Origin of the sequence: Ktedonobacter robiniae (assembly GCF_016587375.1) — a bacterium.
Classification (GTDB): domain Bacteria; phylum Chloroflexota; class Ktedonobacteria; order Ktedonobacterales; family Ktedonobacteraceae; genus Ktedonobacter; species Ktedonobacter robiniae.
The window spans coordinates 50646-70290 of sequence record NZ_BNJG01000005.1 but is presented as its reverse complement, the minus strand read 5'-3'; the positions used below and the strand labels follow the sequence as shown (position 1 = coordinate 70290).

16 protein-coding genes are annotated in these 19645 nt (G+C 52.1%); 11 read left to right on the top strand and 5 right to left on the bottom strand.

The features are described from left to right. The first annotated feature begins 139 nt into the window (after window positions 1-139). The 8 genes from JMJ04_RS42780 to JMJ04_RS42745 all read left to right on the top strand — a co-directional run bounded on the left by JMJ04_RS42780 (window position 140) and on the right by JMJ04_RS42745 (window position 9142). Window positions 140-1600 carry an ABC transporter permease gene (locus JMJ04_RS42780; protein ID WP_201376504.1) on the top strand — a complete coding sequence of 487 codons (1461 nt, stop codon included), beginning with the start codon at window positions 140-142 and terminating at the stop codon, window positions 1598-1600. 21 nt (window positions 1601-1621) lie between these two features. Beyond that, the gene (locus JMJ04_RS42775) at window positions 1622-2428 is read left to right on the top strand and encodes an ABC transporter ATP-binding protein (RefSeq protein WP_201376503.1); all 807 of its coding nucleotides are present in this window, start codon (window positions 1622-1624) and stop codon (window positions 2426-2428) included. 543 nt (window positions 2429-2971) lie between these two features. Continuing rightward, window positions 2972-3148 carry a hypothetical protein gene (locus JMJ04_RS42770; RefSeq protein ID WP_201376502.1) on the top strand — a complete coding sequence of 59 codons (177 nt, stop codon included), beginning with the start codon at window positions 2972-2974 and terminating at the stop codon, window positions 3146-3148. Window positions 3149-3249: 101 nt separating this feature from the next. Further along, the gene (locus JMJ04_RS42765; protein ID WP_201376501.1) at window positions 3250-3600 is read left to right on the top strand and encodes a hypothetical protein; all 351 of its coding nucleotides are present in this window, start codon (window positions 3250-3252) and stop codon (window positions 3598-3600) included. Between the two features lie 342 nt (window positions 3601-3942). Then, the gene (locus tag JMJ04_RS42760) at window positions 3943-4173 is read left to right on the top strand and encodes a hypothetical protein (RefSeq protein ID WP_201376500.1); all 231 of its coding nucleotides are present in this window, start codon (window positions 3943-3945) and stop codon (window positions 4171-4173) included. Window positions 4174-4184: 11 nt separating this feature from the next. Then, window positions 4185-5375 carry an IS110 family transposase gene (locus JMJ04_RS42755; protein ID WP_268887441.1) on the top strand — a complete coding sequence of 397 codons (1191 nt, stop codon included), beginning with the start codon at window positions 4185-4187 and terminating at the stop codon, window positions 5373-5375. A gap of 490 nt (window positions 5376-5865) precedes the next feature. Next, window positions 5866-6357: a hypothetical protein gene (locus JMJ04_RS42750; RefSeq protein WP_201376498.1), complete on the top strand. Its 492-nt coding sequence runs from the start codon at window positions 5866-5868 to the stop codon at window positions 6355-6357. A gap of 760 nt (window positions 6358-7117) precedes the next feature. After that, window positions 7118-9142 (top strand): PAS domain-containing protein, encoded by a 2025-nt coding sequence (locus tag JMJ04_RS42745; RefSeq protein ID WP_307811818.1) that lies wholly within the window; start codon window positions 7118-7120, stop codon window positions 9140-9142. Here the strand turns inward: JMJ04_RS42745 and JMJ04_RS47630 are convergent. The 4 genes from JMJ04_RS47630 to JMJ04_RS42730 form a co-directional block, all read right to left on the bottom strand. Then, window positions 9087-9944 (bottom strand): LLM class flavin-dependent oxidoreductase, encoded by an 858-nt coding sequence (locus JMJ04_RS47630; RefSeq protein ID WP_236039114.1) that lies wholly within the window; start codon window positions 9942-9944, stop codon window positions 9087-9089. The genes JMJ04_RS42745 and JMJ04_RS47630 overlap by 56 nt on opposite strands. 41 nt (window positions 9945-9985) lie before the next feature. Beyond that, window positions 9986-11572 (bottom strand): DUF7405 family protein, encoded by a 1587-nt coding sequence (locus tag JMJ04_RS42740; RefSeq protein WP_201376497.1) that lies wholly within the window; start codon window positions 11570-11572, stop codon window positions 9986-9988. A gap of 312 nt (window positions 11573-11884) precedes the next feature. After that, the gene (locus JMJ04_RS42735) at window positions 11885-13012 is read right to left on the bottom strand and encodes an ISAs1 family transposase (RefSeq protein WP_201376496.1); all 1128 of its coding nucleotides are present in this window, start codon (window positions 13010-13012) and stop codon (window positions 11885-11887) included. A gap of 769 nt (window positions 13013-13781) precedes the next feature. Further along, complete coding sequence (locus tag JMJ04_RS42730; protein ID WP_201376495.1) at window positions 13782-14951, bottom strand: potassium channel family protein; 1170 nt, start codon at window positions 14949-14951, stop codon at window positions 13782-13784. Window positions 14952-15488: 537 nt separating this feature from the next. Between JMJ04_RS42730 and JMJ04_RS42725 the strand changes: the two genes are divergently transcribed. The 3 genes from JMJ04_RS42725 (at window position 15489) to JMJ04_RS42715 (ending at window position 18673) form a co-directional block, all read left to right on the top strand. Further along, window positions 15489-16496, top strand: coding sequence for a LacI family DNA-binding transcriptional regulator (locus JMJ04_RS42725; RefSeq protein ID WP_201376494.1), 1008 nt, complete (start codon window positions 15489-15491; stop codon window positions 16494-16496). Between the two features lie 238 nt (window positions 16497-16734). Continuing rightward, the gene (locus JMJ04_RS42720) at window positions 16735-17778 is read left to right on the top strand and encodes an aldo/keto reductase (RefSeq protein ID WP_201376493.1); all 1044 of its coding nucleotides are present in this window, start codon (window positions 16735-16737) and stop codon (window positions 17776-17778) included. Window positions 17779-17938: 160 nt separating this feature from the next. Next, window positions 17939-18673 carry an SDR family oxidoreductase gene (locus JMJ04_RS42715; protein ID WP_201376492.1) on the top strand — a complete coding sequence of 245 codons (735 nt, stop codon included), beginning with the start codon at window positions 17939-17941 and terminating at the stop codon, window positions 18671-18673. Window positions 18674-18987: 314 nt separating this feature from the next. Here the strand turns inward: JMJ04_RS42715 and JMJ04_RS42710 are convergent, their stop codons facing one another. Further along, window positions 18988-19341: a winged helix-turn-helix transcriptional regulator gene (locus tag JMJ04_RS42710; protein WP_201376491.1), complete on the bottom strand. Its 354-nt coding sequence runs from the start codon at window positions 19339-19341 to the stop codon at window positions 18988-18990. Window positions 19342-19645: the final 304 nt, after the last annotated feature.

Below are 19645 nucleotides of genomic sequence, written 5' to 3'. Positions count from 1 at the left end.
AGGAAGGTCAGAGAGTGTTGTTGACCCGTTTTCTGTGTACTTTGCCAGAAAGGTTTGCCGCTTTGCATCAAAGATCGACAGCGGCAAAAAGATAAAACCAGTCACAGGCTAACGAACAAAACGAAGGAGTATTAGTTGCATGGGTATAGTCTTACGCGGCATGCGAAACGTGGTACGGAATCCACTACGGCTGCTGCTCATCGTCTTGCTGTTGGGAGCAAGCTTGATGTTTGTTGCGGCCATGGTCAGCCTCAACAGTAGCGCGCAGCAGCAGCTTACCAAAGTGCGCTCAGAGGTGGGAACGGGCGTTACCATCAGTTATGTGACCGACAACCAGAGTCAAACACAAAATAATGGGAATAACAGTAACGGAAATAATAGAGGTTTCCCTGGTGGCAGTGGTGACAGTGGTGGCAATGGCAATAATGGTGGCTTCGATCTGTTCCAATCACAAAACGCGAGCACGCCGATACCCTCTGACGCTATCGATAAAGTCAAAAAGGTTTCTGGCGTTACCAGTGTCGAGGAGAGCCTGAGACGCTATGACACCGATCAGCAATTGAAGACCGCCAGCGTCCAGATGCCTAATGGGCAAAGCAGGACTATCCCAACCTCGATTTATGGGATCTCAAGTGGCTCCACGCATTTCACTATCCAGGGTGGCACGCCTACAATCACCTCTGGACGCGGCCTCCAGACGAGCGATGCTACGGCAAATGTCGCGCTCATGAGCAAGACACTGGCCGACACGAATAATCTCAAAGTTGGTTCAACTTTTACGCTCAAAAGCACCAAGCTCACAGTCATTGGCCTCTACAGCTCGGACGCGGCCACAGCCGATAATACGCTCACCTTGCCCCTGGCAACCATGCAGAAGCTCTACGCCGTCAATGGCGTCGACAGTATTACGGCCTACGCCACGACCTATGACCAGGTAGACACTGTTGCAACCAATATCCGCACAGCGCTGGGCAGCAAATACAACGTCGTCACCGAGAACAAAATGTACTCAAGCGCGATTAGTGCGCTCAGTACCGCACAGAGCAGCATCAAGCTGGCGCTCATCGTTGCCATAGCCACCTCGGCCGCGATTATCATCTTCTCGGTCTTCGTTATCGTTCGCGAACGAACCGCGGAAATCGGCACGCTCAAGGCAATAGGCGCCTCACACTGGCAAGTCATAGCGCAATTCTGGACGGAAGTGTTGGCCCTCAGTGTCCTGGCATCGGCGGTCGCGACTGTACTCCTCGTGACGCTTGGCCCCATCATTTCACAAAAGTTTGATGTCTCCACTGCGTCTAGCGATATTGGTTCTGTAGCTGGCAGAGGCCGCGGCTCATTTATGGGGGGAGGAACACCAACGGCCCAAGGCACACAGGGAGGTCCATCGTTCCAGGGCTTCCAGGGTTTCCAGGGCTTTCGCCAGGGATTAACGCAGCAACTCAGTGACATTCATCTATCAACGGTCACCCTTAATGCGCAAACACTGCTCATCATCATGGGGTTGGGAATTGGTTTGGCAATCTTGACGAGCATCATTCCCGCTCTCTATGTCGCGCGCATCCGACCCGCGGTCGTGCTGAGAAAAGGCAACAACTAGTCTGAGAAGCGAGGATAAACCATGGGAGAAGAGACCATCATTGACGCGGCCACGCCCGCAGTTCTAGAGAAAGATTCAACTGTTCAGAAAGAGCCAGTTGTTACGATTGTCGCCGAGAAGCTCAGCAAGCACTTTAAGATGCATGGTGAGGTCATCAAGGCCGTAGACGACGCAAGCTTTGTCTTTACAGAAGGACAATTCGTCACCATCATGGGTCCCAGCGGCAGCGGCAAATCGACCCTTCTCTATATCCTTGGGAGCCTGGATAAACCAACCGGGGGTGAACTGGTCGTCGATGGTGTCAATGTAATGAGCCTGACCGGGCCAAAGGAGCATAAGTTCAGGCGTCAAAACGTGGGCTTCGTTTTCCAATCATTTCACCTGATTCCCAATCTGACGGCGCTAGAGAATGTCATGCTTCCAATGGAACTGGCAGGAGGAAAGTCACGAGCCGACATGCCCGAGCGAGCGCGGACACTCCTGCTCCAGGTTGGTATCGACGAGAATCGCCACCGGCATCACCCCGGCAGGCTCTCTGGTGGACAAAAGCAGCGCGTCGCCATCGCCCGTGCGCTCGCCAACGATCCCAAAGTCATCCTGGCAGATGAGCCAACCGGAAACCTGGACTCACAGAATGGCAAGCGTATTATAGACCTGCTAAAGCGCCTGGCAAATCAAGGGCGCACGGTCATCGTCGTCACGCATGATCGCAGCGTAGCGAAGGTGGCAGATGTGCGCATTGAGATTGAAGATGGCAAGATCGAGGATATCGGAGGCGTTGTCGTACCCGCGCCTCAGCCAACCGTCAAGAAGAAGCGTAGAAGATAGCAGCTTCCTTCTGGTCACATGCACGAGAGCCGTGCTGGAAAGAATGAACTCTTTCCAGCACGGCTCTCGTGCATGTCCACTAGAGAGTAGGGCTGTTAAAGCCTACAAATATTTTTAGCGGCACGTTCGCTTGCTCGCTTGCTTACATCCCAGACAACAAAACAAACAAAAGCTTGACTGCTTCTTCATAAGATCTTCATAGTAACCCTGCTACAATTGAACATATCGAGAAGGGGAACGCTGACAGAGGTTGCGAGCTCAACGATGAGTGTACATTCTCGCTCAGGTAGCACTCACTACAACTGCTTTGCAGAGGAAATACTCATAAACACGCTATGAAAGCAGCAACTGAGATCAAGCAAAATGATCACAGGTCCTTGATCGTTTCATTGTCAGGTATGTTCCCTCATTCATATACATAAAAGGATGGAAAGAAAATGTCTATACGAACGTCACTGTCACTAAAAATAAAAACATTCGTAAGTGTTACTTTTCTCTTACTTGCAGCAACCGCAATCCTGGTGGCCTGTGGTAGCAGCAGCAGTGGAACAGCAACCGCTTCCTCCTCGGCAACAGCAGGGCACCCCGGCTTCGCTGGCGGTCGCGGACCCGGCGGCGGGGGATCCAACGCTAAGTCTGGACCGGCCTCAGGGGGAGCAACCGGCACGGTCGGCAGCGTGTCCACGTCGAGCTTCACAATATCAACATCAGCGGGTGTGAAGGTGACCGTCAACGAGGCGTCCTCTACGACATACCAGAAGGGGACGAGCTCGACCTCGGCGAGTGCCATTACAACAGGCGAAAGCGTCCTCGTACTTGGGATGACCAACTCCACGACCATCACGGCCACGCAGGTCATCGTGCAACCGACTGGCAGCGGCGGATCTGCGACTTCCTCGACGGCAGCGGTGATCCCCTTCCAGCGCGGTGCACCGACCGCGTCAAAGCAGGTCGGTCAGATCCCGGCGAACTACAGTGAGGGGTCGGGGACGATCGTCAGCGGAACGACAGCGAATAAGGCGACGGAAGCTGCGCTGGCCGCCTACCCGGGGGGCGTCGTCGACCGTGTTGTGCAACTGAGCAACGGCGAGTACGAGGCCCACAACATCGGCGTCAACTGGCCGCACCACATCTTCGTCAACCAGGACTTCAAGGCCGTCGGCGCCAACTAGCCGCCACGGTAGAGCATACATGAGGAAAGCCCAAGATCGTGTAAAAACCACTCATAGTGATAGACAGGCGGAACCTTGATTTCGAACATATGCTTAGGTAGTATTGAAATGGATAGGCTGACTTGGGACTAGCTATCTCAAGGAAGAGGCTGAAGACTCCTTTAGTGATAGTGGGATTGAGATCCCTTAAAAATCTGTGGGGGAGGCGCTTCAGGACCCTTGATAAGTCAGTGGGCCAGTCGAGGAGACTCCTTGCCTGTCTATGGGAGTGACGCCTCCACAGCCTCTGGCCTATCCGCCCAAAGCTTCCGTCGTGTGGTGTGAGAATGAAAAGGACAAACCATGGCGAAACGGACCAAAAAGCTGCCTGATCTCCAAGCCATTCCTCTCCTCAAGCTCGAACCTCTCTATATCGGTATTGATATAGGCAAGGTGAGGCACCTGGCCGGTTTTGTCTCAACAACCCTCTTAGAGCGCTACCAGCGATTTGAAGCTTGCCCCGCACTGGCCTTTGAAAACTCACGCGAAGGCTTTCGGGCGCTAGCTGAGCGCATAAGGAGCTATGCCCCCTAGAGCATTGCACCATCCTGCTGGAAAAAACAGGGCACTATCATCTTCCTCTGCTCCAATATTTACAGGACCTGGAGCTGCCTGTGTACCTGGTCCATATCCAGGCCCGACCAGCAGGGATGATGAAGACGGATAAACGCGATGCGCTTGGGCTAGCAAACCATCTCTACAATCAGCTTGAACTTGGAATGCAGGTTGCCGACAAAGCACAACTGGTTCGACGAGCTGTGCCACCCACCCCGGCTGCGGCACAATTGAAAGGATTGATCCGCCATCGATATGAACTTGTCCGCGAAAGCACCCAGCGCAAAAACAAACTTATTGCTATTTGCGACGAGATCTTTCCTGAGATCACGCTCATTTTTAAAGATCCTAATCTGCCAACAGCATTAGCAATGCGTGAGCATTTCCCCACACCGCATGCTCTTGCTATTGCGAGTTTCGCTGACTTGCAAGAAATTCGTGGGAAAACCCGCCGTCTTTCAAATGCGAAGCTCCTCCAACTGCAACAACTCGCAGCAACCAGCATTGGCATTAAGGAGCTGGTTCGGCAGCGTAGCCTCGTCTTAGAGCAAAGCCAACTGATTCAGGAGCTTCAACTCCTCCGGGGACACATCAAGCAGCTAGAGAACGAGATTCAAACCATCGTCCAGCAAGCCCGTGAAGGACAAATTCTTTGCTCGATGGGAGTAGTGCTGATCCAGGCTGGCACCATTATTGCCTCGATTGGTTCAATCCTCAACTTCCCCAATGCAGGAACCCTCAAATCGTACTTTGGCTGGGCACCAGTCCGTGATCAGACTGGATCATCATACGATCGCTCCAAGTTGACGCCTGGAGGCACCCGGATGATGCGCCATATGATGTTCCTGGTTGTTTCTCGTGTCATTCAGCGAGAAACTGAATGGGCAAAACTCTATGACCGATTGGTCCAAAATAATTGCCCATACAATGAACGTACAGGCGAGCGAACTGGGAAGAAGTGGGTGATGGGTCGTGTCGCTGGGCAAATGATTGAAACCATGTATGCCTTACTCAAAACCGATGCTGAAGCTTTGAGCAAAGTTCGACCAGGCCAGGACCCTCCTCCTCCTGCTCTCTACGATCCCGAAATACATAGAAGACACCGAGAAGGCCATTACCGATCGTCGAAATCATCTCCGCGCCCTAACATCATTGTTCTTCAACCAAATCCACAGCAATAATTCCATAAGTCAGATTTTTCCACGTATCCTGGGCTTTCCTCCAGCACTTACGGCAGAAACCGTCTTTACGCCATTCCCCTTCTCGTCTTATACCCGTCTTATATCCGGGTATAAGAACAAAGACCCCCAGGCACGAAAGCTGGGGGCATCCTGGCACGGGTTTGGTGAAAATCCTGGCCTACACGGAAACTGATAGGAATAGTGGCCAAACTTTACTATTAGTGCTGCTATTGCAAACTGGCGTCGAGCGGGCATAGAAATGAATATACATTATCTCACTTTCAAGTAAACATAGTAACCATACAAAAAGCTTACATATTCGTGATTATCTATTTAGAAATTTGTCGTATAGTATGGATAAGTTCAATTTGATGTTGAACGTCACCGACGATTACCGCTTCTGCTAAAGTAAGTAGATCAAATTGCATATGATCTCTATGAACCAACGCAATAAGCCACTAGCATGTAAAACAAAGGAGAAAAAAACTCTATGAAAAAGCTATTCTTTATCGGATTAACCAGCCTGGTACTCACTATTGCTCTACTCTTCGGAACCTCATTCACGAGTTCGCTCTCTGCGCATGCGAGCAGCATTACACCTGCCCAAACAGTCAAATCTACCTCTACGAGTCAGCCAGCCAAACAAGATTCCAATACAAACAATCACAGCCAGAAAACGCTGAGCGCTCTTGATTATCTCAAGGCTCACCGTTCCGAGCTTGTCGCCGCTGTGGCAAAAGATCTCAAGCTCAGCAGCGATCAGCTGAATCGTCAGCTTCAAGGGGGCAAGAAAGTCACCGATATTGCCAGAGCGCAAAAGGTCTCCGAACAGCAGCTTCAGAAAGATCTCAAGCAGGATACCACCACTTTGCTGAACAAAGGCGTGAGCCAGGGCCAGGTCACTAAGGACGAGGCGAACAAGTTTGAAACAAACTTCAGCAAAAATGTCAATTCCATCTACACCCTCTTGCAGAGTAAATAAACGTACCCACACCGACAACAGACAATGCGGCGAGTCTCCCTCGCGAGAGGACTCGCCGCATCTTCCTTTTAGGGGTCCCGACATTTTTCCCCTGTGTTTTTCCCGCTAAGCAGGCAGCAATACCTGTATAAGAAGATGAAGAAGTATTTCAAGATGGGTGCTGAGTCGAGAAATACCAAGTAGCTGGCGTGGGCCCTCCATTTTGCGTAGCAAAACCTCTTTTTCCTATTTCTCTAGAGCCTAAAGAGATTTTCAAGGGCCTCATTTTCTTCTCAAATGCTTTTGGTGTTATCTATTTCCTCTCTTGCTTAGCGGGAAAAACACAGGGGAAAAGTGTCGGGACCCCAACCTATGCGTAGCAAGCAACATGAATCACCAAAAGCGAGCCAGATCCCAAAGGTTAGCACTTGCCCTGAAAAGTGTGCAACTCAACCATTGACGAGCTGAAAAAGCGCTCCAGATGCGGATGGTTGCGTGCAGAAATTGTAAATTTACAAGGCCGCCAAGAATTCTGGCAAATAACAGCTATAGAGAAATGTTGAGTCTATTTTTACACGTTCCTCTGAGGGCTAAACGTCTCCTTGATGTGCATTGGCCGATAGTCCTATGAAGAGGACGAGCGATTTCACCGATAGCTACATTGTATAGCTTGCTTGTTGCTCAAAGAGAGTCCATCATTTCAACAGAATTCTTGAGGTGAGGGCTGGTACGCAGCTTCGCCACCTGGGATGGAGACACATGAAAGGGACATTACCGCACTATGTCGAATACACCACAGATCAGGCGTCTCACTCCTGCGTTGAGTGAGACACTCTTCACGCTTCTTGAGACGCTTCCTGGTGCCTTATTTCTCATCGATGACGCTGCGACGATTGTGTATGCCAATGTGAGCGCGCAGACCATCACTGGAGCACCACGAGAGGACGTATTGGGCCAGCCCTTGTGGTGCTCTGCTCCCCACCTGGTGAGTACCTCGCTCTACCAGGCCGTCCAGAAGACCACACAGACCCGAGCACCAAGCGAAGTGGAGTATGTTTCTCCCGTGACCCAGACCTGGCTGCACGTGCAGCTCGCTCCGACCGTTGGCGGGCTCCTGTTGCATGTTCACGAGAAGAGAGAACCTTTGCCTCGCCGGGAGACGTTGTTGGAAAGTAATGAGGCACCGTTAGAAGATGCACAGATCCGACGCGAGGAGGTGATTGGCCAACCGTTTGCCGAACTCCCCTGGTGGTCCTTTGCTCCTGCGAGTCAACACCAATTACGCGCCGCCATCGCGCGAGCCAGCATGGGCGAAACGGTGCGTTTCGAGACCCTGTTTCACTCCAGGGAAGGGATGAACCTTCACTTTGAGGCAACGATCACTCCTCCCCACAGGGACGTGGACCACCACGTCAAGTACCTCGCCTATGTTGAGACCGACATCACCGAGCGCAAGCGCGCCGAAGCGCAAATCCATGCCCTGGTTGATACGATCCCCCAGTTTGTCTGGATCGCCAGACCCGATGGGTATGTCACCTACAACAATCAACGCTTGATCGACTATCTGGCGATGAGCCTCGAACAGGCCGAAGGTGATGGCTGGTTGGCAAGTGTGCATCCTGATGACTGGCAACGGGTATGGGTGGCGTGGCAGACCTCCATCCTCACAAGTGCACCTTATGAAGTGGAACTACGCTTACAAGATGGTACCAGCGGAGCGTATCGCTGGTTTCTGGTCCGATGCGTGCCGCAGAGAAATGCCCAGGGCGCGATCCTGCACTGGGTTGGTACCTGCACCGATATTGAGAACAAGAAACGAGCCGAACAGAAGCTCAAAGAAAGCGAGGAGAACTGGCGCGTGCTGGCCGAAACGGTGCCACAGTTGGTGTGGACGACGTCGCCAGATGGCCGTGTTGACTACTGTAATCAGCGCTTTCGTGAGGTGATGCAGGCCGATTTTGAGCAGGTACGGGACTATGGATGGCGTCAATATCTGCATCCTGAAGATGCTGAACGTGTGCTCACGCTTCGGCAACATTCGCTCACAACGGGTGAGCTCTTTGAGAGCGAACATCGTCTCAAGGACGGTCAAACTGGAGCCTATCGCTGGTTCTTAGCCCGCGGCATGCCGGTGCGCGACGAAGCAGGCCAGATCGTCAAGTGGTTTGGCACCTGTACCGACATCGACGAGCAGAAACAAACGGAACAAAGGCTGAAAGAGAGTGAAGAACAATTTCGGGTGTTGGCCGAAACAGTGCCACAGCTCGTGTGGGTGGCACGACCAGACGGTCAACACGAGTACATGAACCAGCACTGGTGTGACTACACCGGGTTCGCGTTAGAGAACGTACAAAGCGACCGATGGGCTCATCTCCAGTTCATCCATCCCGACGATCGTGAACGCAACAGAGCTCTCTGGCAGCATGCCCTGGAGACGGGAGACATGTTTGAGTATGAAGAGCGTCTCGGACATGCTCAGACCGGGGAATATCGCTGGTTCTTAGCCCGCGCGCTGCCGGTACGTGATGAAGCAGGCCAGATCGTCAAGTGGTTTGGCACCAGCACTGACATCGACGAGCAGAAGCGGATAGAAGAAGCCTTACGCCAGAGCAAGGAGCGCATCCGCGCCCTTATCGACTCCAATATTATAGTTTCGAGGGGGAGGAGGACGTGCTGGTGGAAGCCAATGATGCGTATCTTCAACGGAGGCAAATCGGCTCTTGTGCATCCTGCATATATGACGGGGCGCTTTATCCAAGAAGATCTGCAATACGATCAATCTGCTCGATTGCGGCGCTCCACGTAAAGAATACCAGCTCATCGGTGCCTATCTGCTCAAGGAGGTGCATGGTGTCCAGGAGCTGCTGCGTCGTCGTGAGCAGCGTCGCAGATTTGGCCGCGACGAAAGAAGGGAGCGTGGCATAGTAGTCAAGCAGATACTTCCGGCCCTCTTCCACCCCGTTCTTCTCAAGCGCAATATCGATCTGAGCAACGAGATGGGGCCTGCCAGCCCTGCCGGCTTCTTGCCACCTCTGCTCAACCGCGCGAAACGTTTGCTCAATCTGTTTGGTCTCGTTTGTCCCAGCAATGATGCCATCAGCAAAGCGCGCAACTCGTTGGATCGTACCCGCTGTGTACCCACCAAGCAGCAGCTTTGGTCCATGGGCCTGAGCAGGCTGAGGCCCAATTGGCCCCACGTTGGCGCAAACCGGTTGCCCGGCCCAGATGCGCTTCATCTGCTCCAGTTGCTCTTCCAGCCGTTTTCCGCGATGTTCATATGGCATTCCTGTCGCGAGGTAGTCATCTTCCCTTCCACCAAGCCCGATCCCAAGAGTAAGACGTCCCCTGGAAAGAAGATCCAGGGTCGCGCTCTCCTTGGCAAGAATGGTGGTATTGCGGACAAGAGAGATCAAGACTTCTGTCATCAGGCGAACGCGGGTTGTGAGCGCTGCGGCTGTCGCCAAGGTCACGAGTGGTTCAAAATTCGAGTAGACGATGCGATCCAGTACACCGAGGGTGGAAAAGGGGCCAGCGTCTACTCGTCTGACCCATTCCTCAAAATGGTCCGGTGACGTGATAGTTGGAGGAATGCTCAATCCGATCTTCATAAGCCTTCTGTTTCTCCTTCATTATGCAATCAGCGCCTCTGTCAGGCGAGAAACTCGGCGAGCGGGAAGGAGCGATGGCTACGAGGTGGAACCAGGTAGTTCTGCCGGTGGGTCGTGTTCAGGACCGAATTAATGCCTGCGCCGTGGGAGCGTGGGGAGAGTTTGAGTACTGTCCCATCGGGATAGTACCCATCCATCGCGAGCCGTGTGCGATTGAAGTTGCCAATCGTCGGCTGGAAGATGATAAAGTGCATGCCAGCAGCGGGTCTGGTGCTGAAGTGATCTCCGGTCGGGTCCGAGCTGTAGTGGAACGGATTGTCCACCGTATTGAAATCGCCGCGCGCGGAGACGGCTATCCCAGCCGGGTAGGTCTTCCCGTAGTTGGTGGTCGTCGGCGTGGTCTGGCGTACAATCGGTTGCATACTCCCACTATGACCGTAGGCCTGGTATTTCTGGACATCTTGAGCAATGCTGGAATCGCTCAACTCCGTTGGTGGATTCACCGTGAGCGTTCCCGAAGCGGTTGAGAGGCCAGGCCGGAACATCGCCCGGACGCGATCAGGAAACGTGGAGTAGTTCTGACTCCCACGCCCATACCAGGTTTCCAGATCTTCAAATAAGTGCGAGAGGTGCATAGTGGTTCCTTGTTTGAAATACCCGTTGGGCCATTGATCAGTCTGGCCCGGGATAGTCTCCAGACTTGGAATATTGTCGGGGGCCATATTCGCCTGTAACGTTGTGGTGAAGCCGAGGAAGACCTGCGCGTGAGGAGGAATAGACTCCGCGCCGGGAATTTTCGCCGCCAGAGCGACCTTGCGTGGCAGGCCCTGTTGTCCATAGAACCCTCCGCCGGTAGAGCCTCGGCGAATACTGGTCACCGTGAAGAGACTGCCCGCTTGGTTGCTGCCTGTCCCGAAGATGGTATTGGTGGCCGCCATGATATTGTCCAAGGAGTCGCTGCGGAGGATCACAACTACGTCATTCTGCTCCAGGCGCACCGGCCCAAAGCCAGCAGGTGGATGGTCGCTTGGGAACGTCATGGCCTCTTGGACCGCATACACCTTCTGTTTTTGTTTCTGAGACGTCGCCAAGTCAACCGGCAGATACTCCGGGTAGCGCGTTCCCGCCTTGAAAAAACTCGAAGATTTCCCCAAACTGGGGATGTAATGCTGGAAATAGGGGAGTCCCCAGGCGACCTGGATGGTCACTCCGTTGGAAGTAGCAGGCGAAAATTGCTGTTCCAGACCCCGAAGGACGGACTCCAAATGGTGCTGTGCCCCCTGCAAGGCTTTCGCATTTGCTGGGACTTTTATTTTCGCGGTAATGATATGATTGTGCAGGGGATGGAGCACCACCGGAGTCGTGTCAGGGCCACTACCGCTTAACCCTGCACTAGTAACGCTGGCGATGCGAGTACTCGGGACGATATACTGTTCTGGCGGCAAAGGCTGGGCGGCAGCGAAAGCAACCTGCTCGGGTTTTTGCGCAAGATTATCGATGAGCTCATAGAAGACACCGGCAGATGCCAGGGCCATGCTGAGGGTACGTCCCGCCTCCGCAAGGAACTCCCGTCGACTCATTCCCTGGCGGTGTCGCCCTACAAATGCATCATTATCGTTATTTGACACAAGCTATTTCCTTCTACTTGACTGTTAAACTCCCCCACCACTTTTTGTCTATCTACAGGAAGTATACAGTCATATACAAAGGCAACCGGTCAGGATCAGGAGAGTATATAAACTGCCCCTGCATCCCTGGCAAAGTTCTCTGGCTATGTTACAAAAACACTGGGAGAAAAAAATGAAAATGTCCTGCTCTACTTGTTGGGTGATATAGCCACTCCAAACAGTTCAGCACTATCCACCATCCTTTCTGAGGAATAGGACCAGAAACTGGCTTTGTAAGCAAATAATCTGTATTATTCATCAGGGCAATCGCATCTAATTAACCCCATCCAGAACGCGCAAAAGATACTGGTCGTTCCAGCCGGCTTTGAGACGCTTGGCATGGATGCCAACACGGGAAGAGCGTTCCTGACGCAACAAATTCAAGCTGATATGGCGGAGCACCGCGAGATTTTCGTCAGCATGACCAAGCCTGATGCGCGATTCATCTTCCCGAAAGGCGACCCAATGCAGGCTGTTTTCAATGCCCCAGTGGCTTCTGACCGCGGTGGCAAAGGTTTTGACTGACGAAAAACTGAGCAAGAAGTAGCGCGTTTCTTTGGTGGTCTTCTGCTCCATGCGTCGTTGTGCCCGTACGACCCCAATGCCTCGCAAGCCTTTCCACTGGTGTTCTGGGTCGAGATACGCCAGAATTTCCGGATCACTCAGCGTCCACTGTTCACGGATTTCCAATCGGCCGTGACCTTTCTCGACCTGTCGATCTGACTCCCAATATGGGCCAGCAAAGCCGTCTTTTTCCGCAAGAGCAAACGTTGCTTTCACCTCGTCAAACAGGTCCCCATGATTGTCTTTGAGAGCCAGAGCATAGTCGCCACCTTGCTCGATAATCTGCTCGGCAATCTTCGTTTGCGTTCCCATCGCATCAATAGTCACAATACAGCCCTTGAGCGTCAGTTGCTCTAAGAGCAGCGGGATGGCGGTCATCTCGTTGGACTTCTCTTCCGTTGCGAGTTGAGCCAATACCAGACGATTTTCGACCGCCCAGGCACTCACCAGGTGCAGTGCTTTTTTGCCTGCTGCTTGATCGTGCGAGCGGCGCAGCGTTTTGCCATCAATCGCGATCACTCCTTTGACTGTTTGGCTGATCCCTTGCGCCCATCGGATGAAACTTGCTTCAAACTGTTTGGGATCAATGAGGGCAAACACTCGCCCGAACGTATCGTGGGACGGAATTCCATTGGGCAAGTCCAGCCAATCCGTAAAAAAGGCCTTTTTGGCGTTCCCAAATTCCTCGATCTCACCCCAACCTTCTGCTCCACATAAGACTCCACAGATCACCAGAATGATGATATCTCGTAATCGATGCAGCTTGGTTCGCTCCATCCGAGGGTCTTCTACTTGCGCAAACAGGCTTTCCAGATCTCGTCGATCGTTCTCCTCCATCTCGTGGTCTCCCGCTTTTTTTGCTTATTTTATCACCTCCGCTTCTTTTCTTTTCTTGTCGTTGAGCTTATTTAGATGCGATTGCCCTGTATTATTCATCAACTTCGCGGGAGAGCCAGTATCATATGGTGAGGTGTCGAGTGGCCCCCTTCTCATATTTCTTGTCGCGTGAACACTCCGCCATGACACCTCCTCTCACCAGAGATGCACGTCAATCTCCTCTGACATCAAAAACAGGAAAAAAGAAGGTCCCCTGGTAGGACAAGGAAACAACAATTTGTGCGATTTCTGGAGGCTAGCGCACGCACTTCGTGAGGAAGCAACAACGCCTCTTCTTCGATCCTACAAAGCACAGATTGCTGTGAAGGATTTTCAAGAGTGGGACTCTCTCCACGCTGATGGTATCGTTGGAAGATAGACCTGGTACGCCCTCTACTTCTGCTAGCGCACTCAAAGGGAGGAGCATACCATATGGGCTTAGACTCATGTCCGGTCGTAACCTCACTCACGCGCATAAAAGCGCGTGCCTCGACAGCAACAACCTGGAGGCCTGCGTGGGACACACCCAGGTCACTGCCTCCTCCCCTTCTACCGCCCCTCACCCCAACAGCTCTAACTCGTCGCCTAGACATCGCCTCACGCTCACGCCAAGGGCATTGAGGATGTTCGTCATAGAGTGACGGTATTCAATATTGGGCAACCTGTCTTCGGTCGGACCAACAATGGAGCCTGCAACAGTGGAAAATACGAGGCAAATCGATTCCCTTCGCTAGCGTTGGTAGGGCAACTTGCGTTTATGTTCGATGACAAGATGGGTTATTTCCTCTAATTTTGCCTGTGACCAGACCGCGAAATGGTCCCAGGGGCTTGTTTGCCAGTCATCAACTGGGTGGGAGCCTGGCAACCAAGAGGGAATATCGATGAGCAGGTAGTCTGCCAGACCTAATACAAATGGTTCATAGAGCTTGCGCATCTCCGAGAGTTGTTGTTCCGCATCCTCCCGGCGAAACGTGAGGTTGAGTGCTCCCAGAGCATCTCCTAGGCGCAGGAAGTCTTCTGAGGAGAGGCGATTGTATGCAGACCGTCTTGGCGATGTGTGGTAAATTTGTGCCAGATCGACTGCTGTATGGCGAGCAATAGCGAAAAGGAAGCGAGCTGTGGGAATAGTGATCCCATCAAGGCCAACGAGGAGGAGCGCACAAATATCGAGCATAGTGGTGAGAGCTGCCAGCCAGGACTGCCGTTCATGCTGGGAGCGATAGTGGAGCAGAGCCGGGTAAGAGAGGTGGCTCTCCAGGATATCGGCACACCAGAGTTCCCATGTGTGGAGCACGTCGCCCATCTCTTCCTCGTTTGCCTGCATGTTGTGCTGGCGGTGGAGCCACTCTATGGCGTGAGGGGGTGAGCCAGCATGGGCATCCAGCAGGGTGATCTGGGCTTCGCGCCGTGAAAATGCCTGGTAGACGACGGGAACATAGCCAATGATGAGTGCCAGGAAACCGAAGCCTATTCCAGCCTCGGTCACCGCGAGAAAGCGGGTGAATACTGTAGCCGGCTTGACATCACCCAGGCCGAGGGTAAAAAAGGTGGACCCACTCATGTAAAGGTAGGTTTCGAACGTGGCAATTTTCTCTGGTGCGATAATAGGTGATGAGAAACCCCATTGAATCAGCGCAAATGACACGATTAATCCTACCGCCCAGGAAGCAAGCATAAACAGCAGTAACAGCGGACCAAAATAGCTGAGGTAGACCTCGCGCATGCCGGGAGAGCGCAGCAAGCGTGCAACCGGGACCCATCCTCTCCAGAGACCATTGTGGATGAAGAGCGAGAGCTTGAGTCTACGTTTGATTCTGCGTGGCAGAACCATCGTTTCAAAACTATCGAACAAAATACTCAACAGCAAGAACAGCCCAAGAAGAACTGCCAAGATACGCATTGCCTGTTCCTTTCTCGCCTGCGACTTTTGCTTCCGAGCGCCTGGAAACTTGCTTGTCTTCTCTCTCTAGTCTAGCAAATGGGCAGTTTTTTGGGGTATTCCACTATTTTCATTTGAACTTTGAGTCAAATTCCCTGAACCGTGCCCAACCGTTACTCAGTGATGAAGGACTTGACAACCGACCTATGAACTAGGTATAGTTGTGGTAGCGCTTCCACATCGTGATCATAGAATGCGAGATAACGTCCAGGTGGTTGCGTGAAAATAAAAACATGCGTCGGGCTCTGGAATGTGTCCAGCGCATAGTGAGAGGTGAGAGAAAAAGAAGATATTTCGTGGATGACGCTCATAGGGTTCCTTTTCTCTGACAAAAGTGGGTGCAATTCATTTTTGTGGGAATCGTAGGCTAGAGAATGAGAGGGAATATGGGAATATTTGGAGCAATTGAACAGAGGCTCTTTTTCACACGGGGTATCCTCTTTTTTTGCATGGTGTGGTAGCGCTTCCATCTACTTCGGAGAATTGCAGGTGAAATATATGGCCACGATCAAAGATGTGGCACAACGGGCTGGTCTGGGTGTGGGAACGGTCTCGCGTGTCCTAAATGGCTCAGGGTATGTGAGTGATGAGGCGCGGCAAAGGGTACTGGATGCGGTTCGCGACCTGAATTATGTGCCGAATGCTCAGGCGCGCGCGTTGATGACCAGGCGCACAATGACCCTGGGAGTGGCGTTACCAGATTTAACCAATCCCTACTTTCCTCGCCTGGTTCGCGGGATCGAGGATGAGGCCCAGCGCCATGGCTACACGGTGATTTTGCTGGAGACCGACTGGCAACCTGCCAATGAGCGGCGGGCGATAGATATTCTTCGGCGGCAATCGGTGGACGGTGCCATTCTTGTAGATGTCACACTTAGCGATCTCCTGACCAATATATTGATAGCAGCAAATACTCCTGTGGTGCTTATCGGTAGGGGGGCCGAGCGGCAGGATGTACCGCAAATTACCGTCAATAACTATAAAGGTGCGACGGAAGCGATGCAGTGGATGTTTAGCAAGGGGCATCGCCGAATTGGCTTTCTTGCTGGGCCGGAGCATGCGGTGTCCGCGAAGCAACGCTTGCGTGCATACCTGGATTTTATGGGATGGGAAGCTGTTTTAGTAGATGATTGGGAGAAGCATCCCGAATTACCCATTGCTCAAGCTGATTACTCTTTTGAAAGGGGCCGCGAGGCAACAGAACAGCTTTTACAAAAGTATCCCGATCTCACCTGTATCTTTGGCGTCAATGATATGGCTGCGCTCGGTGCTTTGGCTTATCTCGCAGCTCAGAGCATCAGTGTTCCTGATACGTTAGCAGTGATCGGCTTCGATGATGTTTTAATGGCTTCCCTGGTACATCCACCGCTCACCACGATGCACCAGCCAGTCTACGACATGGGCGTCGCGGGGGCACGCCTACTCATCGAACGTATCAAAAATGCTGAGTGTGAAGGTCAACGACTCGTGTTTGACCCTGTTCTTGTCGTGCGTCAGTCCTGTTAGCCTGTTTTCTCTTTGGGAAAGGTTTTGCTTATGCAACCACATATAAAACCAGTGTTCAGTCAGAGATTGTCCTGAATGGGTCAGAGGGAGGCATTGCCATACAGATATATGTAGATAACAAACATGATCTGGTCACAGGCAAGAAGCTTTTATCTCTCGCAAAGAGCAACAACGATGGATCTGCCCATCCTCTGCTCAACTATCATGTTTGCATTTAAAAGAAAAAAGGATCAACTTGATGGAATATAGACAACTTGGCGGTTCCGGTCTGAAGGTTTCTGCACTGAGCTTTGGGACGGCTACCTTTGGTGGCGGAAACGCTTTCTTTAGCGCCTGGGGGAATACCGATGTGGCTGAGGCAAGCCGTATGGTTGACATCTGCCTGGAGGCGGGTGTTAACCTGTTTGATACGGCAGATGTTTACTCTGGAGGACTCTCAGAAGAAACTCTCGGCAAAGCGATTGCAGGACGACGAGATCAGCTCCTTCTCTCAACGAAGGCAACATTCCGCATGGGCAATGGGCCAAACGAGCTTGGTTCCTCACGCTATCATCTGATCCAGGCCTGTGAGGAGAGTCTGCGCAGACTGAATACCGATCATATCGATATCTACACGCTGCATGGCTTCGATGCGCTCACCCCTGTTGAGGAGACGCTGCGGACCCTCGATACCCTGGTCCAGAGCGGCAAGGTACGCTACGTCGCCTGTTCCAACTTCTCCGGCTGGCACCTGATGAAGTCCCTTGCCACTGCGCAGACCTACGGCTGGACGCGTTATGTCGCCCACCAGGCTTTTTACTCCCTGGTCGGACGTGAGTACGAATGGGAACTTATGCCGCTCGCCCTTGACCAGAAGGTTGGGACCATTGTCTGGAGTCCTCTGGCCGCAGGGGTGCTCTCGGGAAAGATCCGCCGCAACCAGCCAGCCCCTGAGGGCAGTCGAGTGCAGCAGATTGGCTCAGAGGGATCGCGTCTCTCTGATGAGAAGGTGTACGAGATCGTGGACGCACTCGACGCCATAGCCGAAGAGACGGGCAAATCAGTAGCTCAGATCGCCCTGAACTGGTTGTTGCAGCGTCCCACTGTAGCAAGCGTCATCGTTGGTGCTCGCAACGAGGAGCAGCTCACACACAATCTTGGCGCCGTTGGCTGGAATCTCACTGCTGAGCAGGTTGAGAAGCTCGATAAGGCCAGCGAGATCCCTACCATCTATCCTTACTGGCATCAACGGCCTTTCGCTGAACGCAATCCTTTAGCTGTCCCCGCTTATAAAGAGCGATAAGAAAAGAGTGCCGGGAGATTGCGTTCTTTTTCCAGTTGTGTTGCAAAATGTTGAAAACACATCAAAGTCAAAACACTGAATTACAGCGTAAAGAAGCGTCTTGTAAGAAAATGCGCGGCTTTTGAGCGTTTTCCTTTCATAAGATTGAGGAACGAAATATATGAGTCAGAGATTAAACGGATCTGTTTGCTTGATTACAGGAGCCAGCGCAGGTATTGGCAAAGCATGTGCCCTGGCCCTGGCCAAAGAAGGAGCCAGTCTTGTGCTGATTGCACGTCGCAAGCAGCGACTCGACGAGCTTGTGGAGATGATCCAATCCTCAGGGGGGCAAGCCGTAGCGGTGGTCGGGGATGTTCGAGAAGAGGAAACGGCTCGGCGTGCCATTCTGGCGGCAAAAGAGCACTTCGGGGCGGCCCATATCCTGATCAACAATGCCGGGATGGGAAACTACAAACAACTGATCGACACCAGCGCTGAAGAATACGACGAGATGATGGATGTCAATGTGCGTTCTACATTTCTCTTTACCCGCCACATCGTCCCTCTGATGATCGAACAACGGTCAGGCACCATTCTGATGATCTCGTCGATGGCTGGCATTTATGGCTTCGCGGGTGAAGCGGTGTACTGTGCAACAAAATTTGCGCAGGTTGGGTTCGCACAGGCTCTGGACAAAGAATTACGTCCTCATGGCATCAAGGTAGGGGTGATTTGCCCTGGTGGAGTCAAGACGGAATTTGCACTGGGGAAGGGACGTACACCAGAAGGGGTCGCACAATCAGGCATGCTTGACCCGGAGGATGTTGCTTCGGCAGTTCTCCTGGCCTGCACGCAGCCTGCTCACTCACGCGTCATCGAAATTCAGATGCGCACCATGGCTGAACCCCTTACCTGAAATGAGAATCAGTCGCTATTCGCTAGATCAAACTGAACAAGCTCTCCTGGCGGCGAAAAACGACCCGTGCACCATCAAGCCATTAGTCATACCAGACTACATTGACGATAAATAAGCCTGGAGCACTTCTTGCGGATTCTTTTGGGTATTGTCAACTTAAAAAATTTTGTTGATGAGCTTTCACCACTTCAATGCCACATCAGCCAGACTTCTCTAGCAATCAAGGCAAGAAAAAGGGTGCAATCCTCACTTTGAAGTCTGTTTCTCTTCTATAGGCTCTACAATTTCAATTAAGTTGACAGTACCCTTTTTTCTCAGTTACTTTTGCTTTCCCAATGTTGACCCCAGGCTTTCATCGCATAAATAGCTGGGCGGAGTTCATTTCCTTTTTCAGTCAAGGCATATTCAACCATTGGAGGGGTTGTAGGGTAAACGGTGCGCTGAATAATACCATTGTCTTCAAGATGGCGAAGCGTTGCCGCTAACGACTTCGGACTAATTCGTTGAATCGAACGTTTGAGTTCGCCATATCTTTTTGCTTCATGGAACAGTTCTCGTATTACCAGAAAAGACCATTTACCACCAATAGCGTCCAGTGCCTTTTCAATCGAACAGACTTCACATTCGTTTTCCTGAATGACCCACGTGCTCTTTTCTTTTAAGACCATCTGCTTTCCTCTCCCTATCTAGTAACCATGAGATACTACATTTCCAGAAGTAACTCGCTCTATTTTACAGGGTATGGCATGAACGAGCAAGATATCTTATTTCCATTGATGGGAATGCGCACCTCTCTCCAACATCTGCTCGTGGACGACTACTTCAGCTGTCAGATTGCCGCCTACAGTGGCAAGTGGGGAAGCGAGTGGGATGCAGCACTAGAACCGGGTCAAGGAGCCTTGCCCTTTCGTCCCCGCTTGATGGTGACATCCCTCACTTCTGCACATACAAGAGAGAAAATTTCCTTACGAT